The organism is Sphingomonas sp. PAMC 26617 (assembly GCF_000242835.1).
In the GTDB taxonomy this organism is placed as follows: domain Bacteria; phylum Pseudomonadota; class Alphaproteobacteria; order Sphingomonadales; family Sphingomonadaceae; genus Sphingomonas.
This window is the reverse complement of sequence record NZ_JH594425.1, coordinates 2470185-2489489: the sequence shown is the minus strand read 5'-3', so window position 1 is coordinate 2489489 and position 19305 is coordinate 2470185. Positions and strand designations below refer to the sequence as shown.

At 68.1% G+C, this 19305-nt stretch carries 19 protein-coding genes; 9 read left to right on the top strand and 10 right to left on the bottom strand.

The annotated features are described in order from the left end of the window. Positions 1 to 32 precede the first annotated feature (32 nt). From RH91_RS10980 to RH91_RS21645, 4 genes are all read left to right on the top strand, one after another. On the top strand, positions 33 to 206 hold the full coding sequence (locus tag RH91_RS10980) for a CsbD family protein (RefSeq protein WP_010162793.1): 174 nt from the start codon (positions 33 to 35) through the stop codon (positions 204 to 206). A 58-nt stretch (positions 207 to 264) separates the two neighbouring features. Beyond that, entirely contained in the window at positions 265 to 1173 is a 909-nt protein-coding gene (locus RH91_RS10975) for a hypothetical protein (protein WP_010162792.1), read from the top strand. A gap of 129 nt (positions 1174 to 1302) precedes the next feature. Next, on the top strand, positions 1303 to 1569 hold the full coding sequence (locus RH91_RS10970; RefSeq protein ID WP_010162791.1) for a CsbD family protein: 267 nt from the start codon (positions 1303 to 1305) through the stop codon (positions 1567 to 1569). A 29-nt stretch (positions 1570 to 1598) separates the two neighbouring features. After that, positions 1599 to 1745 carry an entericidin A/B family lipoprotein gene (locus tag RH91_RS21645; protein WP_010162790.1) on the top strand — a complete coding sequence of 49 codons (147 nt, stop codon included), beginning with the start codon at positions 1599 to 1601 and terminating at the stop codon, positions 1743 to 1745. Between the two features lie 189 nt (positions 1746 to 1934). Here RH91_RS21645 and RH91_RS10965 read toward each other — a convergent pair whose 3' ends face one another. Genes RH91_RS10965 through RH91_RS10940 form a run of 6 tightly spaced genes read right to left on the bottom strand, consistent with a single transcriptional unit; the run spans position 1935 to position 7996 of the window. Further along, on the bottom strand, positions 1935 to 2798 hold the full coding sequence (locus RH91_RS10965) for an RDD family protein (RefSeq protein WP_010162789.1): 864 nt from the start codon (positions 2796 to 2798) through the stop codon (positions 1935 to 1937). Further along, on the bottom strand, positions 2779 to 3792 hold the full coding sequence (locus tag RH91_RS10960; RefSeq protein WP_010162787.1) for a stage II sporulation protein M: 1014 nt from the start codon (positions 3790 to 3792) through the stop codon (positions 2779 to 2781). The genes RH91_RS10965 and RH91_RS10960 overlap by 20 nt, the downstream gene beginning before the upstream one ends. After that, positions 3789 to 5099: a DUF58 domain-containing protein gene (locus tag RH91_RS10955; RefSeq protein ID WP_010162786.1), complete on the bottom strand. Its 1311-nt coding sequence runs from the start codon at positions 5097 to 5099 to the stop codon at positions 3789 to 3791. The genes RH91_RS10960 and RH91_RS10955 overlap by 4 nt, the downstream gene beginning before the upstream one ends. Before the next feature lie 31 nt (positions 5100 to 5130). Beyond that, positions 5131 to 6102 (bottom strand): AAA family ATPase, encoded by a 972-nt coding sequence (locus tag RH91_RS10950; RefSeq protein ID WP_198283251.1) that lies wholly within the window; start codon positions 6100 to 6102, stop codon positions 5131 to 5133. After that, the gene (locus tag RH91_RS10945) at positions 6084 to 7295 is read right to left on the bottom strand and encodes a hypothetical protein (RefSeq protein WP_010162784.1); all 1212 of its coding nucleotides are present in this window, start codon (positions 7293 to 7295) and stop codon (positions 6084 to 6086) included. Before RH91_RS10945 ends, RH91_RS10950 begins: the two co-directional genes overlap by 19 nt. Then, positions 7292 to 7996, bottom strand: coding sequence for a DUF4129 domain-containing protein (locus tag RH91_RS10940; RefSeq protein ID WP_010162783.1), 705 nt, complete (start codon positions 7994 to 7996; stop codon positions 7292 to 7294). The genes RH91_RS10945 and RH91_RS10940 overlap by 4 nt, the downstream gene beginning before the upstream one ends. 177 nt (positions 7997 to 8173) lie before the next feature. Between RH91_RS10940 and RH91_RS10935 the strand changes: the two genes are divergently transcribed. The 3 genes from RH91_RS10935 to RH91_RS10925 all read left to right on the top strand — a co-directional run bounded on the left by RH91_RS10935 (position 8174) and on the right by RH91_RS10925 (position 12079). Then, positions 8174 to 8956, top strand: coding sequence for a hypothetical protein (locus tag RH91_RS10935; RefSeq protein WP_232283480.1), 783 nt, complete (start codon positions 8174 to 8176; stop codon positions 8954 to 8956). Positions 8957 to 9019: 63 nt separating this feature from the next. Further along, positions 9020 to 9487, top strand: a complete 468-nt coding sequence (locus RH91_RS10930) for a DUF2141 domain-containing protein (protein ID WP_010162781.1) — start codon at positions 9020 to 9022, stop codon at positions 9485 to 9487. 3 nt (positions 9488 to 9490) lie between these two features. Then, entirely contained in the window at positions 9491 to 12079 is a 2589-nt protein-coding gene (locus RH91_RS10925; protein ID WP_010162780.1) for an MMPL family transporter, read from the top strand. Between the two features lie 302 nt (positions 12080 to 12381). On the opposite strand, the gene RH91_RS10920 is transcribed toward RH91_RS10925, so the two are convergent. Both RH91_RS10920 and RH91_RS10915 read right to left on the bottom strand, forming a co-directional pair. After that, the gene (locus RH91_RS10920) at positions 12382 to 13455 is read right to left on the bottom strand and encodes an MlaA family lipoprotein (RefSeq protein ID WP_010162779.1); all 1074 of its coding nucleotides are present in this window, start codon (positions 13453 to 13455) and stop codon (positions 12382 to 12384) included. Positions 13456 to 13460: 5 nt separating this feature from the next. Further along, entirely contained in the window at positions 13461 to 14078 is a 618-nt protein-coding gene (locus RH91_RS10915; RefSeq protein ID WP_010162777.1) for an ABC transporter substrate-binding protein, read from the bottom strand. A 301-nt stretch (positions 14079 to 14379) separates the two neighbouring features. Here RH91_RS10915 and ispH point away from each other — a divergent pair, with 301 nt between their 5' ends. Both ispH and hpnH read left to right on the top strand, forming a co-directional pair. After that, positions 14380 to 15339 (top strand): 4-hydroxy-3-methylbut-2-enyl diphosphate reductase, encoded by a 960-nt coding sequence (gene ispH, locus RH91_RS10910; protein ID WP_029623778.1) that lies wholly within the window; start codon positions 14380 to 14382, stop codon positions 15337 to 15339. Between the two features lie 8 nt (positions 15340 to 15347). Continuing rightward, the gene (gene hpnH, locus RH91_RS10905) at positions 15348 to 16493 is read left to right on the top strand and encodes an adenosyl-hopene transferase HpnH (RefSeq protein ID WP_010162775.1); all 1146 of its coding nucleotides are present in this window, start codon (positions 15348 to 15350) and stop codon (positions 16491 to 16493) included. On the opposite strand, the gene RH91_RS10900 is transcribed toward hpnH, so the two are convergent. Beyond that, the gene (locus RH91_RS10900) at positions 16416 to 17204 is read right to left on the bottom strand and encodes a phosphorylase family protein (RefSeq protein ID WP_081469530.1); all 789 of its coding nucleotides are present in this window, start codon (positions 17202 to 17204) and stop codon (positions 16416 to 16418) included. The genes hpnH and RH91_RS10900 overlap by 78 nt on opposite strands. Beyond that, positions 17201 to 19297, bottom strand: coding sequence for a terpene cyclase/mutase family protein (locus RH91_RS10895; protein ID WP_010162773.1), 2097 nt, complete (start codon positions 19295 to 19297; stop codon positions 17201 to 17203). Before RH91_RS10895 ends, RH91_RS10900 begins: the two co-directional genes overlap by 4 nt. Positions 19298 to 19305: the final 8 nt, after the last annotated feature.

Here is a 19305-nt window from a genome sequence, read left to right as displayed (position 1 = left end):
CGGTCTGCCGACAAAAGCGAAAGGAAAGCACGATGGACGACCGCATCGAAGGCGCCGGCAAGCAGGCGCTCGGCTCGATCAAGGAAGCGATCGGCAAGATCACCGGCGATGCCGCGACGCAGGCCGAAGGCGCTGCGGAAAAGGCGGCAGGCAAGGCGCAAAGCGAGCGCGCCTCCGCCAGCACGCAGCATCGCCCGAAAAAATAATCAGCGAACCATGGCGTCTTCCGCCGCGCGGCGACGTCACCCCACAAAGGAAAATTCTATGGCACATGTTTACGGCGAGCCGGCGCACACTGGCGACCCCCTCCTTCCCCACGAACGCGCCGTCGGCGCGGTCGTCCACCGGTCGCGGATGTCGTGGCAGGCGGTCTTCGCCGGCGTGACAATCGCGATCGCGGTCCAGATCGTCCTCGGGCTGCTCGGCACAGGTATCGGGATGAGCCTGGTCGATCCGATGAACGGCTCGACCCCGAGCGCAAGCGGCTTCGGCATCGGCGCCGCACTGTGGTGGGTGGTCAGCACGATCGTCGCCCTGGGTGCCGGCAGCTATGCCGCATCGCGCCTCGCCGGTCTGACCGAGCGGTTCGACGGTTTCGTCCACGGGCTCGTCATCTGGGGCGTCACGCTGATCATCACGCTGTACCTGCTGACTTCGGCGGTCGGGTCGATCATCGGCGGCACGTTCCGCACGATCGGCGGAGTCGCCACCGCAGCGGGCTCGAGCATCGGCGCGACCGCGCCGACGGTTGCCAAGGCCGCCGGGATCGACGTGCAGGACCAGGCAGCCGCCTATCTCGACACCGCACCGACCGACCCTGCGCAGATGACCCCGCAGGAAGCGCAGAAGGAAGTCGCCAAGCAGTTGCCCGCGATGGCCCGTGGTGGCGCCGAAGGTAACCAGGCCGAGGCCCGCGTCGTCGACATCGTCGCCGCGCAGCGCAAGATTCCCCGCGCCGAGGCCGCCGCGCAGGTAACGCGCGCCAAGGCGCAGTTCGTCGCCGCGAAGGACAGCACGGTCGAGACCGCCAAGTCCGCCGCCGACGCAGGCGCCAGCGCCGCCGCCGGGACGTCGTTCACCGCCGTCATCGCGCTGCTGCTCGGCGCGGGTGCCGCAGGGTTTGCCGGGGCGGCCGCAACGCGCCGCCGTGGTCTGGAGGTCCGCCGCGCCTGATCCGCGCGGAACGGATGCGCGCCTGGCCCCCCGGGCGCGCAGGGAGCGGCGGTCGTCGCGTGTAGCGTAGCCCTGCAGCGGCCGTCGCTCCCGAACTTTCTATCGTCCCCATCTTTCAAGGAGAGCATCATGGATACGCATCAGGTTACGGGCGGGATCAAGAACACCGCAGGCGCAATCGAAGAGGGGTTCGGCCGGCTGACGGGCGACCGTTCGGTCGAGGCATCGGGCGCCGCGCGCAAGGTCGCCGGACAGATTGAAGGCGCCTATGGCGACGCGATCGACGCGACTCGCGCAACCGTCGAGCACAGCCCGCTGCTCGCGCTCGGTATCACCGCGGTCGCCGGCTTCGTGCTCGGTGCGCTGGTCACCGGCATGAGCACCCGCAAGGGCTGAGCGCCCCGACTTACAGGAAGGAACCGATCATGAAGACCAAGTCGCTTTTCGTTCTCGCTGCGGTCGCAGCGGTTTCGTTGTCGGCGTGCAACACCGTCAACGGCGCAGGCAAGGACCTGAAGTCCGCCGGTGGCGCGGTTTCGGACGTGTCGGGGCAGAACGCCAAGAAGCGCTGATCCTGTCGCCTGATGGACACCGGTGCGACGCCGTCGCGCCGGTGTTCCGGCCCGTCCAATTCCACTAAGTTGCTTCCCCGGCGAAGGCCGGGGCCCAATAGGAAAGGTCGTGATACGAAGCGGATTCCGCGCTTTTTGTCGTTCCGCACCTGGGCCCCGGCCTTCGCCGGGGAAGGGCTAGTGTAGAACTCAGCTCGAGGCTTTCGCCCCCGCGAACTTGTCCGCCCGCCGCCGGCCGACCAGCAGCCCGCGCTCCAGCCGGACGCACAAAGCGGCATAATAATCGGTCAGGAAACCGCGGTCGTCGCCATCGTCGGGCAGGTCCGCCTTGCGTCGGATCGTCGCCGCCACCGTTGCGATCGCCGCATCGCTCCCGACGCGGAGCACGTCCTCCAGCGTCTGCAATTCGAACTCGCCGTATAGCGCGAGCGCTGCCTCGGGAAACACGCGATGTTTCGGCCGCTCGGCTGCGACCAGATCCGCGCCAAGCCGGTCCGCCACCGTCCGCACCACCCAGGTTCCGGCAAGCAGATCGCCGACCCGCAGCCGATCGCGGTTGAACAGCGGGAAGAACAAGAAAACTCCGCTCCAACCGAGCGAGAACAGCGTCACGAACGCGTCCGCCTGCCCCGTCATCGTCTGCTGCGCCAGGAACGTCAGCGGCAGGAACAGCTCGATCTCGCGCATCGCGTTGCGCGCGATCACCGCACCCCCGGTCAGCCGCGCGCCGTCGCGTGCGACGACGCGCAACCCCATCATCCGCTTCCCCGGCGTCGCGCCGCGCCCGCCCATCTCGAACAGTGTGAACCACCCGTTGCGGAGCACGAAGCTGCCGAGCAGCCAGATGATCGCAAGCCCACCGCCATGCAGGGAAAAGAACAGCACCAGCAGCACGATCGTCGCGCTGACGAGGATCGCCAGGATCGCGACCGCGTCGATCAGGAACGCCGAGAGGCGAACGCCGGCGGTGCCGAGTTCAAGCCGCAAATCCACCCCTTCCGGGGTGACGAAACGGCGGCGCAGCGACGCGTGTTCAGGCCGGGGCCGTCGCATCGGCGCTCCTCGGCAGATAGAAATACAGCAGCCAGCCGGCGAGCATGACGCCGCCGATCGCATAGCGCGTCACGTCGTCGGTCAACACCTGCCGCCCGATCCCTTCGAGCAACCCCGCGATCGACAGCATCACGACCGTTCCCGCCATCGCGACGGCGCCGGTCCGCCCGGCGTCGACCGCCGCATCGCCGCGCGTGCGCCGGCCGGGAAAAGCGATCGCGGTGCCGATCCGGAACCCCGCCGCGCCCGACAGGATGATTGCGAACACCTCGGTCGTGCCGTGGATCATGATCCACCCGGTGAAGCCGACGCCCAGCCCCTTTGGCACGAACACCGCCAGGAACGCGCCCAGCATCAGGCCGTTATACGTTATCAGCAGCGCAGTCGGCACCGCGAAGGCAAAGCCCAGCGCGAACGACAGGATCGCGATCTGCGCATTGTGCGTGAACAGGAACGCCGCGAACGTCGCGAGCATATCCTGATGCTCGGTCGCATAGATCGTCTTGCGCAGCGCCTCCACCGACGCCGACGGATCGCGCCCGCCCGCCATCCCGTCGCCGACGATCGCAAAGAACCACGCAGCATCGCCGCGCACGAGCAGATAGCCGACGACCGCCCCGGCCACCGTCAGCAGGAACGAGACGAGCGTCTCGCGCCAGAGCGATTGCACCGCCGCCGGCCAGCCGTGGGTAAAGAACCGCTTGAGCTGGCCGAAAGCCGATCCGGGTACGCCATAGATCTGGAAATACGCGCGGGTGCAGAGCTGCTCGAGATAGTCGACCAGCGCGCGATCGAGCGAGGTCTCGCGCGCGACCGACAGGGACGACAGCGCGGTCCGGTACAGCAACGGCAGCGCGAGCAGATCCTCTTGCGGCACGGCGCCGATCGAGCGCTTCTCGATCCGCCGGACGATCGCATCGAGCCGCTCCCATTCGGCGGCGTGCGCGGCGCGGAAGCCGCTGGCGTTGACGAGAACGGGGGCGGACGCAGTCACAACAGGTTCCTCCGTTTGAGCGCGACGTAGCCCGCGACGAGCCGCTCGCCGACCCGGTCGTGTTCGGATTCGATCACATGCACCCCGAGATGTTCGAGCCGCGCGAGCACCATCCGCCGATCGTGCAGCAAAGCAGCCGCCGTCACCGCGCGCGTCACGTCGTCCGCGGTCGCGGGCGCGCGGTCGGCGATCGCCTCGACGTCCGCATCGCGCAGCACGACGACCAGCAGCAGATGCGTCTTCACGACCCGCATCGCCGCGCGCACGAGGAAATCGGCGCTGGTCGGATCCGTGAATTCAGTGAACAGCACGATCATCGACCGCCGCGTCAACCGCGTCGCGAGCGTGGTCAGTGCGAAGGTATAGTTCGTTTCCTCGGCACTATAGTCGATGTCGGCGGCAAGCCGCTGGAGGCTGGCGAAGGCGGGCATCCCCGAGACCAGCCCGCTCGCGATCCGCGGACGCGAATCGAACGCATGCAGCGCAACGCGATCCCCGAGCTTGAGCGCGATCCAGGCGGTGAGCAGCGCCGCCGAGACCGCGCGGTCGATCCGCGGCACGCCTGCGACCGGTTCGGACATCTGCCGCCCCGAATCGATTGCGAAGACGATCTGGTTGTTGCGTTCGGTGCGATATTCCTTGGCGTGGAGCTTGCTGTGGCGGGCCGATTGCTTCCAGTCGATCGCGCGCCGGTCCATCCCCGAGCGGTATTCGACGAGCGCATCGAAATCGGTCCCGTCGCCGCGATCGACCTGCGTGAGCAGCCCCTCCATCGCGTGGCGGCGGAAGATCTCGGCACCCTTGTCCTTGAGCAAGCGGATATCGGGCAGGATCAAGACACGCGTATCCGCGGCGATGCTGCGTTGATGCCACACCAGCCCGAGCCGCCCCGGCCAGCGCACCCAGACCCGCTCGATCCGCCCGGCCCCGCGTCGGAGCGCGGTCAGCGCGAGCAACACCGCACCCTTGCCGTCGCGCAGGCCGACGCGGGCGCGCGCATCGTCGTCGGTCGCGAACAGCGGGTTGACCAGTAGCGCGACCTCCGCGCTGCGCGGCGGGTCGCGCCCTTCGAGCGTGACGGTGACGGTCGCGTCGATCGTCTCGCCGACCGCGACGATGCTGCGGGCGTCGATCTTTGCGTTTGCCCGGCGCACGCCCGTCGCCGCGTCGATTGCGGTGAGCAGCAGCACCGCCAGCGGCCACGCCAGCCCGGCGTACCAGCGCCCGGGAATCAGCACGCCGATCAGCAACGCGACCGGCGCCCCCGCCGCCGCCGCCAGCACCGCCAGGCGAGTCGGGTAGATCATGTACGCCTCGCGTGAGACAGGCCGCCTCCCCTCACCGCGGCGCTTCGATCGTCTCGATGATGTTGGTCACGACATCCTCGACCGTCCGCCCGTCGATCTCGGCGGCGGGCGACAGGATCAGCCGATGCCGCAGCAACGCGGGCGCGAGCGCCTTCACGTCGTCGGGAATCACGAAGTCGCGCCCGTCGAGCGCCGCCCGCGCCCGCGCCGCGCCCGCGAGCATCGCACCCGCGCGCGGCGAAGCACCGCTCTCGAGATCGGCGACGCCGCGCGTCCCCCGGATCAGCGCCGCGATATAGTCGATCACCTCATCCGCCAGCCGCACGCCGGCAACGGTCGCGACGCCCGCTTCGATCACGCCCGCGTCGGCGCGCGCGACCACGCCCCATTTCTCGGGCGCCATCGCCTGCTGGTGCGCGCCGTGCGCCGCGATGATCCGGCGTTCCTCCGCCGCCGACGGATAATCGACCGTCTGTTTGAACAGGAACCGGTCAAGCTGCGCCTCGGGCAAGGGATAGACGCCCTGTTGCTCGATCGGGTTCTGCGTCGCCACCACCATGAACCGTGCGCCGAGCGGCAGGCTCTCCCCGTCGATCGTCACGGTGCGCTCCTGCATCGCCTCGAGCAGCGCCGCCTGCGTCTTGGGCGGGGTGCGGTTGATCTCGTCCGCGAGCAGCAGATCGGTGAAGATCGGCCCGCGCGTCAGGGTGAAGCTGCTCGTCTGGAAGTTGAACAGGTTCGCGCCGATGATGTCGCCGGGCATCAGGTCGGGGGTGAACTGGATCCGTCCGAAATCGAGCCCGACCACGCGCGCGAAGGTCCGTGCGAGCAGCGTCTTGGCGGTCCCCGGCGGGCCTTCGAGCAGCACATGCCCGCCCGAGAACAGCGCGACCAGCAAGATGTCGACGGTCGCTTCCTGCCCGACCACGGCCTTGCCGATCTCCTGCCGGATCGTCTGCGCGAGGTCGCGCACATCGTCTACCGTCACCGTGTCTTCTCCCATAACCAGTGATGCAGCGCCTGCGCCGCCGCGAGCATGTCGCCCGGATGCCGGGCGCTGCGCGCATCTTCGGCAAGCGTGGAGAAGCGCGCGCGCCCCGCCAGCCCGTCGAGATAGCCGTCGCGCGCACCGTCGCGCAGCCGCGTGGGCACGCCGAACACGCCGACCGCGCGATCCCGCACGACCTGCACATAGCGCTCGCCCAGACCGCCCTGCCGCCCCGCCTTGCGCACCAACGCGGCGGCATTGTCGATCAGCGCGGTCTTGCCGAACGCGATCGCGCGCGGGCGCCGCCGCGGCGGGCCGAACCGGGCGGTCGCCTGAATGCCTGCGAGCAGCAACGCCGCCGCGAGCGTCAGCGTCATCGCGAGGAACGGCGGGTCGAACGCGAGCTTCAAGGGACTGGGCGAGCGCCCGAACCCGTTGAGCGTCACGTCGAACACGATCCCGTCCGCGCCGGTCGAATTGAGCCAGTCGAGCAGGTCGAGCGCAGCGCGCGCCTGCGCGGCATCGCGCATCCCGATGTTGGAGAGCAGGTCGGGATCGGCGAGGACATAGAGCGGCCCCTGCCCGATCTGGGCGAGCACGACATGCCCCGCCGCATCGCTGAGCAACGGCCGCACCCCCGGTCCCGCAAGGGTATAGAGCGGGCGAGGCGCAGCGAAGCGTAGCGATGGCGGCATCCACGGCAAGGCGACGAGCGGTCGGCCGCCGCTGCGATACCGGGTAACCTTGAGCGGATATTGCGGGGCGAGCACCCCCATTGGCTCGCGCACCGGAAGCAACGCGACGTAATTGACCCAGCCGGAATGCCGCGGATCGGGAGTGGTGCTCCACTTCGGCAGAACTACCAATGTCGGCTTGACCCGGCGCAGCGCGAGCACCTTGGTCATGTCGGTCGCGGCGCGCTCCGGGGTCAGCACGACGAGGTTCTCGGTGGACAGCGCGTTCGGATTGCGGACGACCTGCGGGTTGCGCCCGGTCGCGCCCGCGAGCGTCACGATCCCGCTGAACCCGGTCGCGGCGGTGGACAGCGCATGTGCGCCGCCGTTGCGCCCGGAGCGCAACTCGGGCGCGTAAGCGCCAAGCACCACCATCCCCAGAAACGCGACGATCCCGACCGCGATCAGGATCGCGACGGTGCGGACGTCGAACGCGCCGCGCATCTCTCCGTCGGTAACCGGCACGTCGCTCATTCGCGCCACGTCCCCGGCAGGGCGAAGTCGGCATAAGCGGTGCGCGCGGCGGCCCATTCGCCCGCATCGACCGGGCGCCCGCCGAAAAGGCTGCGCTCGACCAGCGCGGCGATCCCGGCGAACAGTCCGCGTGCGGCGGGCGGCACCGCGTTGGCAGCGCCAAGCTCGCGCGCCGTCAGTGCCGGCCGCACCACACGCGGGCGTCGCCGCGCGATATCGTCGACCGAGCGGATCAGCAGCAGATGCACCGCCTCGGCATAACGCCCCTCCGCCGCAAGCGCATCCGCCTCACGCAGCCACGCGCGCGCCGGGGCGGATTCGGGTTGCCAGTCGGGATCGTTCTCTACCACCGCAGCCTGACGTGCGCGCTTGCGGGTCGGCCAGCGCCATTCGCCGTGGCGGATCCGCTGATAGACGACCCACAGCAACAGTACGGCAAGGCCCGCGATCAAGGTCCACAGAAAGATCCGGGCATAGGGTGCCGCCGGCATCTGGCGCGTGATCCAGCCGAGCAGGCGCGCGACGGGCTCGAGCACCTTCGCGAGCCAGTGCAGCACCTGCTCGATCCAAGCGGGCGGCTTGGGCCGTGCGGGCGCGAACGACAGCGTGAACTGCACCTGCGGATCTGCCTTGAGCGCGGCATGCGCGGCGGCGAACCGGTCGCTGGCGGCGGCGGCGTTTTGCGCTGTTCCCCCGCTCACTTGGCATCCCCTGGGCCGCAATTGGCGCTACGGGGGTGAGCCTAAAGCAACCGGGGATGCGCGCAAACGGCAAAATGGGATTTGCGTTCGGTGCGATCGCCGCCACCACCATCGAATCCGTTTGCTCCGTCCCGCATCCCGCGTCAGGGTCTGTCCCGTCACACCGGGGGGTATTCCATGGCCAGCGCAGCTTCCTTGTCCGACCGCCGCATGTCGATCGGCCGGGTCTTCAACCGCGCGTTCGCCGCGCTCGGTGCGCATGCCGTGACGATGTTCGGGATCGCGTTCCTGTTCAGCGCGCTGCCGATTGCGCTGCTCAACCTGTCGCAGGCCGGCAGTGGCCCGACCCGCGACTACATCACCAACGCCTCGGTGATGGGCGGGATCTACCTTGCCAGCTTCGTGCTGACCCAGCTCGCGCAGGGCGGGCTCGTCCGCGCGACGATCGCGCATAGCGACCACCGCACCGTCAGCTTCGGCGCCTGCGTCGCCACCGGCGCGCGCTACGCGCTCCCGCTGCTCGCGCTCGGGATCCTGCTCGGGCTTGGGCTGATGCTGGGTTTCGCGTTCTTCATCGTCCCCGGAATTCTCCTGTATCTCGCCTGGGCGGTTGCGGTCCCCGCTCTGGTGATCGAGCGCACCGGCATCTTCGAGGCGTTCGGACGCAGCCGCTTCCTGACGCGCGGCGCGCGTTGGAACGTGTTCGGGATCGGGCTGGTGATGCTCGTCCTCTATTATGTCCTGATCGCGGCGGTCGGGATCGTCACCGTCGCGGTGACGGGGCTCCCCGTCGCGGGGGCCGGTGTCGCCGCGTTCGGGACGCTGTCGTCAGTGCTGACCGCCTTGTCGACGACGGTCAGCACCGCGGTCGTCGCGGCGATCCAGACGTCGCTCTATGTCGAGCTGCGCGACTGGAAGGATGGCCCGCAGGTCGACCAACTGTCGGACATCTTCGCCTGACCCGCCACAGGCGCTAACGGATGCGGCCTTAATCTCGGGCGGAATCCCGGCTAGAGCCGCGCGATGACTCGGTTTCCCTCCCCGCTTCGCGCGCTGCCCTTCCTCCCGCTCGCGCCGTTCACGATCGGCGCGGCACCGTCGCCCGGCACGCTCAACGTCCAGGTCGACAATGTCCGCGCGCAAACCGGGCGCGTCCATGTCGATCTCTGCACGCAGGCGCAGTTCCTCAAGGATTGCCCGGTCTCGGCGGACAGCCCGGCGCGCGTTGGGCTGACGACCGTCACGCTGCGCAACCTCAAGCCCGGTCGCTATGCCGTGCAGGTCTATTACGACCAGAACGGCAACGGCAAGATCGACCGCGCGCTGTTCGGCATACCCAAAGAAGGCGTCGGTTTCTCGAACGATGCCAAGATCCGCATGTCCCCGCCCAAATGGGAGGAGGCGGTGTTCGACTATGACGGGCAGGACCGCACGATCCGGCTGAAGCTGCGCTATTTCATGGGGCCCAACGCCCCGACGGCACGGCCCTAAACGATGATCGCACGCCTGCTTCAACGGCTCGTCGCGTTCGGCGTGCGCGCGCCGTTCGCGGTTCTCGGCCTGTGTCTGGCGCTCGTCGCTGGCGCGATGGTCTATGCCGCAGGCCATTTCGCGATGACCACCGATACCGCGGCGCTCATCTCCCCCACGATCGGATGGCGGCAGCAGGAGAAAGCGGTCGAGCAGGCGTTTCCGCAGCTCAAGGACGTGCTGCTCGTCGTCGTCGACGGCAAGACTCCCGAACTGTCCGAGGCCGCGACGGCGAAGCTCACCACCGCGCTCGCCGCCGACGCGAAGCATTTTCGCAGCATCCAGCGTCCTGATGGCGGGCCCTGGTTCGACCGCGAGGGGCTGATGTTCGGCTCGGTCGCCGAAGTCCGCGCCTCGACCAAGGCACTGATCGACGCGCAGCCGCTGCTGGGCCCGCTTGCAAGCGACCCGTCGCTGCGCGGGGTCGCGGGGGCGTTCTCGACGATGTTGACCGGGGTCGAGCGCGGCGACATTCCGCTGTCGCGGATCGCGCGACCGATGCGGACGATGGCGGATGCGCTGAATGCCGCGGCGGCGGGGAAACCGGCGTATTTCTCGTGGCAGGACCTGTTCGCGGGCACCGGCCAGACCGCGCCGCCGCGCCGCCGCCTAATCCTCGCACAACCGCGGCTCGATTACGGCGCGCTCCAGCCCGGCGAGGACGCGGTCGGCGCGATCGTCGCGGCGGCAGCAAAGCTCGGGCTCGATCCGGCGCATGGCGTCACCGTCCGCACGACCGGCGAGGTGCCGCTCGCGGACGAGGAGTTCGCGACGCTCGAGGAGAATATCGGCTGGGTCGGTGCGGTAATGGCGCTGGCGATGCTGGTAACGCTCTGGTTCGCGGTGCGCTCGGCCAAGATCGTCGCGGCGATCCTGCTGACGATCGTCGCGGGGCTGGTCGTCACGACCGCGCTCGGGCTGCTCGCGGTCGGCGCGCTCAACCTGATCTCGGTCGCGTTCATTCCGCTGTTCGTCGGGCTCGGTGTCGATTTCGGCATCCAGATCGCGGTACGCTTCAACGCCGAGCGGCTGGAGGGTGCCACCACCGGTCCGGCGCTCGAACGCGCGGCCAGTGCGCTGGGGGCTCCATTGGCGCTTGCCGCCGGCGCAGTGTTCCTCGGGTTCGGCGCTTTCCTGCCGACGGATTATGTCGGGATCGCCGAACTGGGGATCATCGCGGGGCTTGGGATGCTCGTGGCGCTGGCGGCGAGCGTCACCCTGCTCCCGGCGTTGCTGATGCTGCTCAAGCCTGGTGCGCCCCGGCGCGAGGTCGGCTTCGCCGAAGCCGCGCCGCTCGACCGCTGGCTCCATACGCATCGCAAGACCGTGCTGTGGGCGTTCGCGCTGTCGATGGCGGGGAGCATCGCGCTGCTCCCGTTCGTCCAGTTCGACTTCAACCCGCTCCACTTGCGCGCCAGGGACGGCCCGGCGATGCGTGCGCTCGTGGACCTGATGCGCGATCCGCTCCGCACCCCCAACACGATCAACGTGCTCGCCCCCAACGCACAGGCCGCCAAGGCCCTCGCGGCCAAGCTGTCGGCGCTGCCCGAAGTCGCCGAGGCGGTCTCGGTCGACGGCTATGTCCCGCAGGAGCAGGACGCAAAGCTTGCGCTGATCCAGGATGCATCCTTGTTGCTGGATGCGACGATCAATCCCTTCGATCTCGCCGCCGCGCCGGGCGATGCCGACAACGCAGCCGCCTTGCGCAAGACCGCGAGCGACCTCCGCGCCGCCGCCGCCGCGCATGCGGGCACCGCCGCCGCCGATGCGAACCGACTTGCAACCGCGTTCGAGCGGCTTGCGGCGGGCACGCCCAAGCTCCGCACCGCCGCGACGACGTTGCTCGTCCCGCCGCTCGGCACGATGCTCGACCAGATCCGCTCGGCGCTTCAGGCCGAGGCGGTGACACGCGAGACCCTGCCGCCCGAGATCGCGGGCAATTGGGTTGCGAAGGACGGTCGCGCGCTGGTGCAGGTCTTCCCCAAGGGCGACAGCAACGACAATGCGGTGCTTCGCCGCTTCACCGCCGCGGTCCGCTCCGTCGCGCCGACCGCGAGCGGCCTGCCGGTCGCGACGCAGGAAGCCGCGAAGACGGTCGCCTGGGCGTTCGTCGAGGCGGGGATCCTCGCGCTTGCACTGGTCAGCGTGCTGTTGTTCGTGGTGTTGCGCGACGTGCGCGAGGTCGCGTTCACGCTCGCGCCAGTGGTGCTGTCGGGATTCCTGACGCTGGGGAGCTGCGTGCTGATCGGGCAGCCGATCAACTTCGCCAACATCATCGCCTTCCCGCTGCTGTTCGGCGTGGGCGTCGCGTTCCACATCTATTTCGTGATGGCCTGGCGCGGCGGCGCGACCGACCTGTTGCAGTCCAGCCTCGCGCGCGCGGTCCTGTTCAGCGCGCTCGCGACCGGGAGCGCGTTCGGAAGCCTGTGGCTGTCGCACCATCCGGGTACCGCGAGCATGGGGAAGATCCTGATGATCTCGCTGGCGTGGACGCTGGTGTGCGCGCTGATCTTCGAGCCAGCACTGCTGGGGCCGCCGCGCAAAAGGGCGTGAGGGCCTGACATCGGCGGTGATCATGCCTGCGAAGGTTGCGCGACTGCCCCTCCCGTCACCCCGCCATCACGAGCGTTTTTTCAAGCCGTCCGTCATCCTGAACGTGTTTCGAGATTCAGCCCTCCGCGAGTCCGGACTGGGCCTGCTGCACGGTGGATACTGAAACACGTTCAGCATGACGGCAGCTCTGTGTGCAAAGGTCTCGCGCAGGCCGTGGCCGTCATGCTGATCGCCGCTGGCGCTCCCGCGTTGACGCATAGTCACACGCCCCCGGACGTCCTCGGGGTGACGGGTGCGCGGGATTAGCGCGGCGGGGTCGCTGGCGCGGCGCTTGCGGCTGGGTCCTGCAACGGATCGGCAAGCGGATCGGCGGTCTGCGATGGCGAAGGCGCCGGGTTCGCCGCGCCCGTCGCGGGATCAGCGAGCGGGTCCGCCAGGGGATCGGTCGTCGCCGCGCCGGTTGCGGGCTCACTCGACGACGCACCACTGGCGGGATCGGCAAGCGGGTCGGCCAGCGGATCGGCCAGCGGATCGGCCAGCGCCCCTGCCCCGGTCCCGGCGGTCCCATGCGTCGCGGCCACCCGCCCCGCGCGGTCCTGGAGATACGACGAGCGCAGCGTCGCATACGGATCGACCGCCCCGGCCAGCAACGCCTTCAGTTCGCCGTCCGCCTCGACCCGCAGGTCGAGCCCGGTCAGCACCGCTTCGGAAACGCGATATTCCGCGCGATCGAACGGCGTTCCGATCGTGAAGGGCAATGTCTGGCTTTCGGCAATCCCCGCGCCGAGATCGCGGAAATCGGTCGGTCCGAAGAATGGCAGGAAAACATACGGCCCGGGGCCGATGCCATAATGGCCAAGCGTATCGCCGAAGCTGTTGTCGCGGTGCGGCAGGCGGAAGTCCTGCGTCTTGGCGACATCGAGCAACCCGCCGACCCCGACCGTGGTGTTGACGACGAACCGCCCGAGCGTCTGCACCGCACGCCGGGGTTTCAGCTGCAGCACGTCGTTGGCGAACACCAGCGGCTCGCCGATGTTCGAGAAAAAGTGCCGGATGCCCTTGCGTGCGACCTTGGGCACCACCGTCTTATAGGCCATCGCCACTGGCCGGAACAGGATTCGGTCGAACACCTGGTTGATCGAGAACATCACCCGATTGAACCCTTCGAGCGGATCGCCCTTGGTCCGGTGATGCCGCGCGCGCTCCGACGCCCCGGCCGGCGGAGTCCCTGTGTCGCCGGCGGGTGCGGGGGCGAGCGCCGTCGCACCCGCCGGCGCGACGGCGGGCGCCTGAAACGGTATCCCACCCGCCGCGACCGGTGTGGCGACCAGTGCGATCGCAAGCGCCAGAACGCTGCTTCCCCCCCGAATCCGCACGATGGTTAGCGGCCGCTCTTGGTCGCCAGCACGTCGAGGTGCGCGATCAGGGCTTTGGCGCCGCCCTTGGCGAAGACGCTCGCGAAATCCGCGCGGCGGGTCGCGAGCTGGCTGATCGCGTTGCGATAATAGACGTCGATCACGCGCCACTTGCCGCCGCTCTGGCGCAGCCGGTAGGCAATCGGGACGGCCTCGTCCTTGGGTGCCGACAGTGTGGTGCGAACGAGCTTGTCCGCACCGCGCGTCTCGATCCGCGGGTCGATCGTGATCGTGTGGCCCGACCAGCTGCTGAAATTGGTCGCATATTGCCCCACCGTCATCCACCGCATCGCCGCGACCAGCGCGGTCTGGTCCGCCGGCGCAACCTTGACCCAGTCGGGGCCGACCGACAGGCGCGTGATCAACGGGATGTCGAACGTCTGGTCGACCACCGGGCCGATCTTGCTCGCGCGGCCCGACGCGCCGAGGCTGCTGCCGCCCTTCATGATCGCGATCAGCCCGTCGTCGAGCGTCTGCACCTGCGCGCGGGCCGGGTCGGCGGTCTGCGCCGCAGCGGGTGCTGCGATAGGCCCGGCGACCGACAGTGCGGCACCGAGCAGCGCGAAACGAAGGGAGAAAGTCATCAAGAACTCCTTGCGGGATATGGTGCCAAACCCCCGCGAAACCGTGCGCGGGCGGTAACACCGCGAGGGCGCTAGCACAAACGGCTGTAGCGCCGATGAACGTTACGGACCGTTCGCCGATAACCGCCAAATACCCGTGCCGCCGCCTAACATGATAAATTCTTCACGAATTTCCAGCTTTGCCATATGTTGCAGTGCGATTAGAATATCTATCTGGGGGTGTGCGCGACAGACCGGGCGTGTTGGCCTATGACGTCATTCCTGGGTTTGTCGCCGAGAAGGCGGACGGAAAGGTTTTTGCTTGCAAGTGATTCTCGCCAACCCGCGCGGGTTCTGCGCTGGCGTCGTACGCGCGATCGAGATCGTCGAACGCGCGCTCGATCGCTACGGTGCCCCGGTCTATGTCCGGCACGAGATCGTCCATAACCGCCACGTCGTCGATACGCTGCGCGGCAAGGGTGCGGTGTTCGTCGAGGATCTGGACGAAGTGCCCGAGGGCGCGATGACTGTTTTCAGCGCACACGGCGTCGCGCGGACGGTCGAGGAAGAGGCAAAGCGCCGCAACCTCCCCGTGTTCGACGCGACCTGCCCGCTGGTGACCAAGGTGCACCTGCAGGGGCGCCGCTACGCCAAGGCGGGGCGGTCGATCGTGATGATCGGCCATGAGGGCCATGCCGAAGTCATCGGCACGCGCGGCCAGGTGGATGCCGAGGTTCATCTCGTCTCGACCGAGGCGGACGTCGCGGCACTCGACCTGCCGCTCGATACGCCGCTTGCCTATATCACGCAGACGACGCTGAGCGTCGACGATACGCGTGGCGTCATCGCCGCACTGGGCAACCGCTTCACCGACCTGATCGGCCCGGACGTATCGGAAATCTGCTACGCGACGCAGAACCGCCAGAGCGCGGTGCGCGACCTGTGCAAGGTCGCCGACCTGATCCTCGTCGTTGGGTCGGAAAACAGTTCGAACTCGAGCCGCCTGCGCGATCTTGGCGCGGACGAAGGCCTGCCGAGTTATCTCGTCGCCGACGGCAGCGCGATCGACCCGGCGTGGTTCGACGGGATCGAGCGCGTCGGCCTAACCGCTGGCGCATCCGCTCCCGACGAGCTCGTCGACAGCGTGATCGCCGCGTTGCGCCAGCTCGGCCCGGTCGAGGTCAGCCAGCTCGACGGTGTCGACGAATCGATCCAGTTCGGCCTGCCGCGCGAGTTGCGCGACGTGGTCACCCCTACCCAAGCTGCTGTAATCAGCGCATAGGAGCCGATATGAGCCTCCCCATCGCCCCGCTGGCGCGCATCGGCGCCTATACCCTCAAGAACCACATCAAGGGCGGCAAATATCCGCTCGTCCTGATGCTCGAGCCGCTGCTGCGGTGCAATCTCGCATGCCCGGGTTGCGGCAAGATCGATTATCCCGACGCGATTCTCAACCAGCGCCTGTCGTTCGACCAGTGCATGGACGCGATCGACGAATGCGGCGCGCCCGCGGTCTCGATCGCGGGGGGCGAGCCCTTGCTCCACCGCGACATGCCCAAGATCGTCGAGGGCTATATCGCCAAGAAGAAGTTCGTCATCCTGTGCACCAACGCACTGCTGATGAAGAAGAAGATCGACGACTATAAGCCGTCGCCCTACTTCACCTGGTCGATCCATCTCGATGGCGACAAGGGCATGCACGACCATGCGGTCGACCAGGCCGGGACCTATGAGGTCGCGATCGAGGCGATCGAGATGGCCAAGGCCAAGGGCTTCCGCGTCCAGGTCAATTGCACCGTGTTCGACGGCGCGGATTCGACCCGGCTTGCGGGCTTCTTCGACGAGATGGAGAAGCGCGGCGTCGAGATCACGATCTCGCCGGGCTATTCGTACGAGCGCGCCGCCGACCAGGAGCATTTCCTGACGCGCGAGCGGACCAAGAACTTCTTCCGCGACGTGTTCCGCAAGGGCGATGGCGGCAAGGCGTGGACCTTCACCAACTCGCCGCTGTTCCTCGATTTCCTCGCGGGCAACCAGACGTATGAGTGCACGCCCTGGTCGATGCCGCTGCGCACCGTCTTCGGCTGGCAGAAGCCGTGCTACCTCGTCGGCGAAGGCTATGTCGATACGTTCTCCGAGCTGATGGAGGGCACCGACTGGGATCAATATGGCGTCGGCAAGTATGAGAAGTGCTCGAACTGCATGGTCCATTGCGGGTTCGAGGGTACGGCTGCGAGCGACTCGATCCGGCATCCACTCAAGATGTTCAATATCGGCCGCAAGGGCGTGAAGACCGAGGGGCCGATGGCGCCCGACATCGACCTGAGCCACGCGCGCAAGTCGACCGACGTCCACTCGCTACACGTCGAGCGCGAGCTCGCGAAGATCAAGGCGGCCGATCCCGAGGGCTTCAAGCGCACCCAGCGCGCGGCCTAATGCGCTGAACGCCGCACCGGCATCCCGGCCAGTGCGGATCAGCCCGGGAAGCTGCGCGGGGTTCCGCGCAAGCGAGGCGAGAATCGCGCCGAGTGCGACGCCGCCATCGGGTTTCATTCCTACAAGTGCGGCGGGCGGGAGGGCGTGGTCTGCGCTGTCGGAGATGGTGCGGACGATCGCGAACGGCAGGTGGTGGCGGGCGGCGACGCGCGCGGCGATGTGCGATTCCATGTCGACCGCAATTGCGCCTGTGCTCGCGTAGAGTGCGGTCTTTTCGGTGACGGAAGCGATGATGCTGTCTGCGCCGACAATCGTGCCGCGATGCGCGCCGGGTACGGCGCGGGCGAGCCATTCAACAAGATTACTTCCCCGGCGAAGGCCGGGGCCCAGTAGCGAAGGTGGCTGTAACCGCGCGCTGTCCGCGGCACCATTCGACATCTCTACTGGGCCCCGGCCTTCGCCGGGGAAGCGCTGGGTGTGGAGTTCTCCCACCACCACATCCCCCGCGCGCAACGCCGGGTCGAGCGCCCCCGCCACTCCGCACGACAGCAAGGCGCTAAATGCATAGCCTTCACTGGCGAAGGCAGTGATTATATCCTCGAGCGTGTTCTCCAATCCCGCGGCTTGCCCTCCTCCAACGCACGGGATCACCCCAACGCGTTTGATAATCTGAGCCTCGCGCACCAGCCCGCAGGCGACGAGCACGCTCACATCCCGAACGCCGGGCGCGCGCTGTTCGAGCGTTTCAAATTTCGATATCGCGCCACCGCCCACAGCGGGAAATACGCCGGATAGCCATGATACCGCAGGTAGAACACGCGCGGAAAACCACCGCCCGTGTACATCTCCTGCCCCCACAGCCCCTCGCCGTCCTGCGTCGCGATCAGGTGCCGCACACCGCGCTCTACCGCCGGGTGATCGACCTTCCCCGCCGCCATCAGCGCGAGCAGCGCCCAACCGGTCTGCGACGCGGTCGACGGCGCTGGCGTGTAGCCCTTGTATTCGAGCGCGTAGCTGTCGCAGTCCTCGCCCCAGCCGCCGTCGAGGTTCTGGATATGGATCAGCCAGTCCGCCGCCTTGCGCATCATCATATGCTTGGGATCGATCCCGGCAGCATTGAGCGCGCACAGCACCGACCAGGTGCCATATATGTAATTCACCCCCCAGCGGCCGAACCAACTGCCGTCGGGCATTTGTTCCTTCTCGAGGAAGCCCATCGCCGCCTGCATCCGCACGCTGTCGATCGGTTCGCCGAGTTGCGCGAGCATCGACACGACGCGCGCGGTGACGTCGCTGGTCGGCGGGTCGAGCAGCGCGCCGTGATCGGCGAAGGGGATGTTGTTGAGGTAGTGATAGCTGTTGTCCGCATCGAACGCGCCCCAGCCGCCGTCCTTGCTCTGCAGGCCGACGGTCCATTCGACGCCGCGGGCGATGGCGTGGTCGTACGAGGGGCCGCTCGCTTTTAGAGCAGGGACTGCACTCTCTTCTCCCCTCCCCTTCAGGGGAGGGGCTGGGGGTGGGGACGTCTCACCTTGCCCCGACGTCGGTTGCGCTGCACGGCCCCACCCCAACCCCTCCCCCGAGGGGGAGGGGCTAAAAGGAACCGCCCGGTCCATCGCCATCACCACCACGGCGGTGTCATCAAGGTCCGGATAATACGCGTTGTTATACTGGAATGCCCAGCCACCCGGCCGGACGTCCGGCTTCTCGTCCGCCCAGTCGCCCTTGACGTCGAGCACCTGCAACGGCTTCAGCCACGCCAACCCCGCCGCCGCGCGCGCCTCGGCATCCTCGCCCCCTGCCTCGAGCATCGCATGCGCCGCGAGCGCGGTATCCCAGACGGGCGAGACGCACGGCTGGCAATAGGCCTCGTCATCCTTGATCACGAGCAGCTTCTCGACCGACCGCCGCGCCACCGCCCGCGCGGGATGGTCCTCGGGATAGCCCAGGCAATCGAACATCATCACGCTGTTCGCCATCGCCGGGTAAATCGCGCCCAGCCCGTCCTCGCCGTTCAGCCGCTCGGTCACGAAGGTGACGCACGCCTCGACCGCGCGCCGCCGCGTGCCCTTGGGCCATAGTGGCTCGACACCCTTGAGAACGACGTCGAGCCCGTTGAAGAAGGTCGTCCAGTGCGCCTTGGTCCCCGCCGCCTTGCTCGTCAGCTTCGCGCGTTTCGCGGTGTACAGCTCGTCGACCCGCACGTCCGAAGCGTTGCGCGCGACCGGCTTCTTCGCCGCGAGCACCAGCAACGGCACGATCACGGTGCGCGCCCAATAGGACATCTTGGAGAGATGCACCGGGAACCAGCGCGGCAGCAAAATCAGCTCGACCGGTAAGGTCGGCACCGAACGCCACGGCGCGCAACCGAACAGCGCGAGCTGGATCCGCGTGAACACGTTGACCGCGGCAGCACCGCCCGCCTTGTGGATCGCCGCCCGCGCGCGCGCCATGTGTGGCGCATCCACGTCGTCGCCGATCATCTTGAGCGCGAAATACGCCTTCACGCTCGCGCTGACGTCGAACGCGCCGCCGTGGAACAACCCCCAGCCGTGATGCGCCGCCGACTGGATCCGGCGCAGGTACACACCGATCTTGCGCTCGATCTCGGCATCGCGCGGTTCGCCGAGATAATGCCGCAGCAGCACATATTCCGCCGGAATCGTCGCGTCCGCCTCAAGTTCGAACACCCAATGGCCGTCGTCTTTCTGCCGCCCCGCCAGCGCGGCGGCGGCACGCGACGCGGTCGCGTCGGCAGCGGCGACGAGATCGTCCCGGTCTAGGTTCAGCGTCTGTAGTCCCATATCGTGGC

Excerpts from the sequence above, each read along its gene's own strand:
- RH91_RS10980 (WP_010162793.1), top strand. The coding sequence starts at position 33 with ATGGACGACCGCATCGAAGGCGCCGGCAAGCAGGCGCTCGGCTCGATC.
- RH91_RS10975 (WP_010162792.1), top strand. The coding sequence starts at position 265 with ATGGCACATGTTTACGGCGAGCCGGCGCACACTGGCGACCCCCTCCTT.
- RH91_RS10970 (WP_010162791.1), top strand. The coding sequence starts at position 1,303 with ATGGATACGCATCAGGTTACGGGCGGGATCAAGAACACCGCAGGCGCA.
- RH91_RS21645 (WP_010162790.1), top strand. The coding sequence starts at position 1,599 with ATGAAGACCAAGTCGCTTTTCGTTCTCGCTGCGGTCGCAGCGGTTTCG.
- RH91_RS10965 (WP_010162789.1), bottom strand. The coding sequence starts at position 2,798 with ATGCGACGGCCCCGGCCTGAACACGCGTCGCTGCGCCGCCGTTTCGTC.
- RH91_RS10955 (WP_010162786.1), bottom strand. The coding sequence starts at position 5,099 with ATGATCTACCCGACTCGCCTGGCGGTGCTGGCGGCGGCGGCGGGGGCG.
- RH91_RS10950 (WP_198283251.1), bottom strand. The coding sequence starts at position 6,102 with ATGGGAGAAGACACGGTGACGGTAGACGATGTGCGCGACCTCGCGCAG.
- RH91_RS10945 (WP_010162784.1), bottom strand. The coding sequence starts at position 7,295 with ATGAGCGACGTGCCGGTTACCGACGGAGAGATGCGCGGCGCGTTCGAC.
- RH91_RS10935 (WP_232283480.1), top strand. The coding sequence starts at position 8,174 with ATGGCCAGCGCAGCTTCCTTGTCCGACCGCCGCATGTCGATCGGCCGG.
- RH91_RS10930 (WP_010162781.1), top strand. The coding sequence starts at position 9,020 with ATGACTCGGTTTCCCTCCCCGCTTCGCGCGCTGCCCTTCCTCCCGCTC.
- RH91_RS10925 (WP_010162780.1), top strand. The coding sequence starts at position 9,491 with ATGATCGCACGCCTGCTTCAACGGCTCGTCGCGTTCGGCGTGCGCGCG.
- RH91_RS10915 (WP_010162777.1), bottom strand. The coding sequence starts at position 14,078 with ATGACTTTCTCCCTTCGTTTCGCGCTGCTCGGTGCCGCACTGTCGGTC.
- hpnH (WP_010162775.1), top strand. The coding sequence starts at position 15,348 with ATGAGCCTCCCCATCGCCCCGCTGGCGCGCATCGGCGCCTATACCCTC.
- RH91_RS10895 (WP_010162773.1), bottom strand. The coding sequence starts at position 19,297 with ATGGGACTACAGACGCTGAACCTAGACCGGGACGATCTCGTCGCCGCT.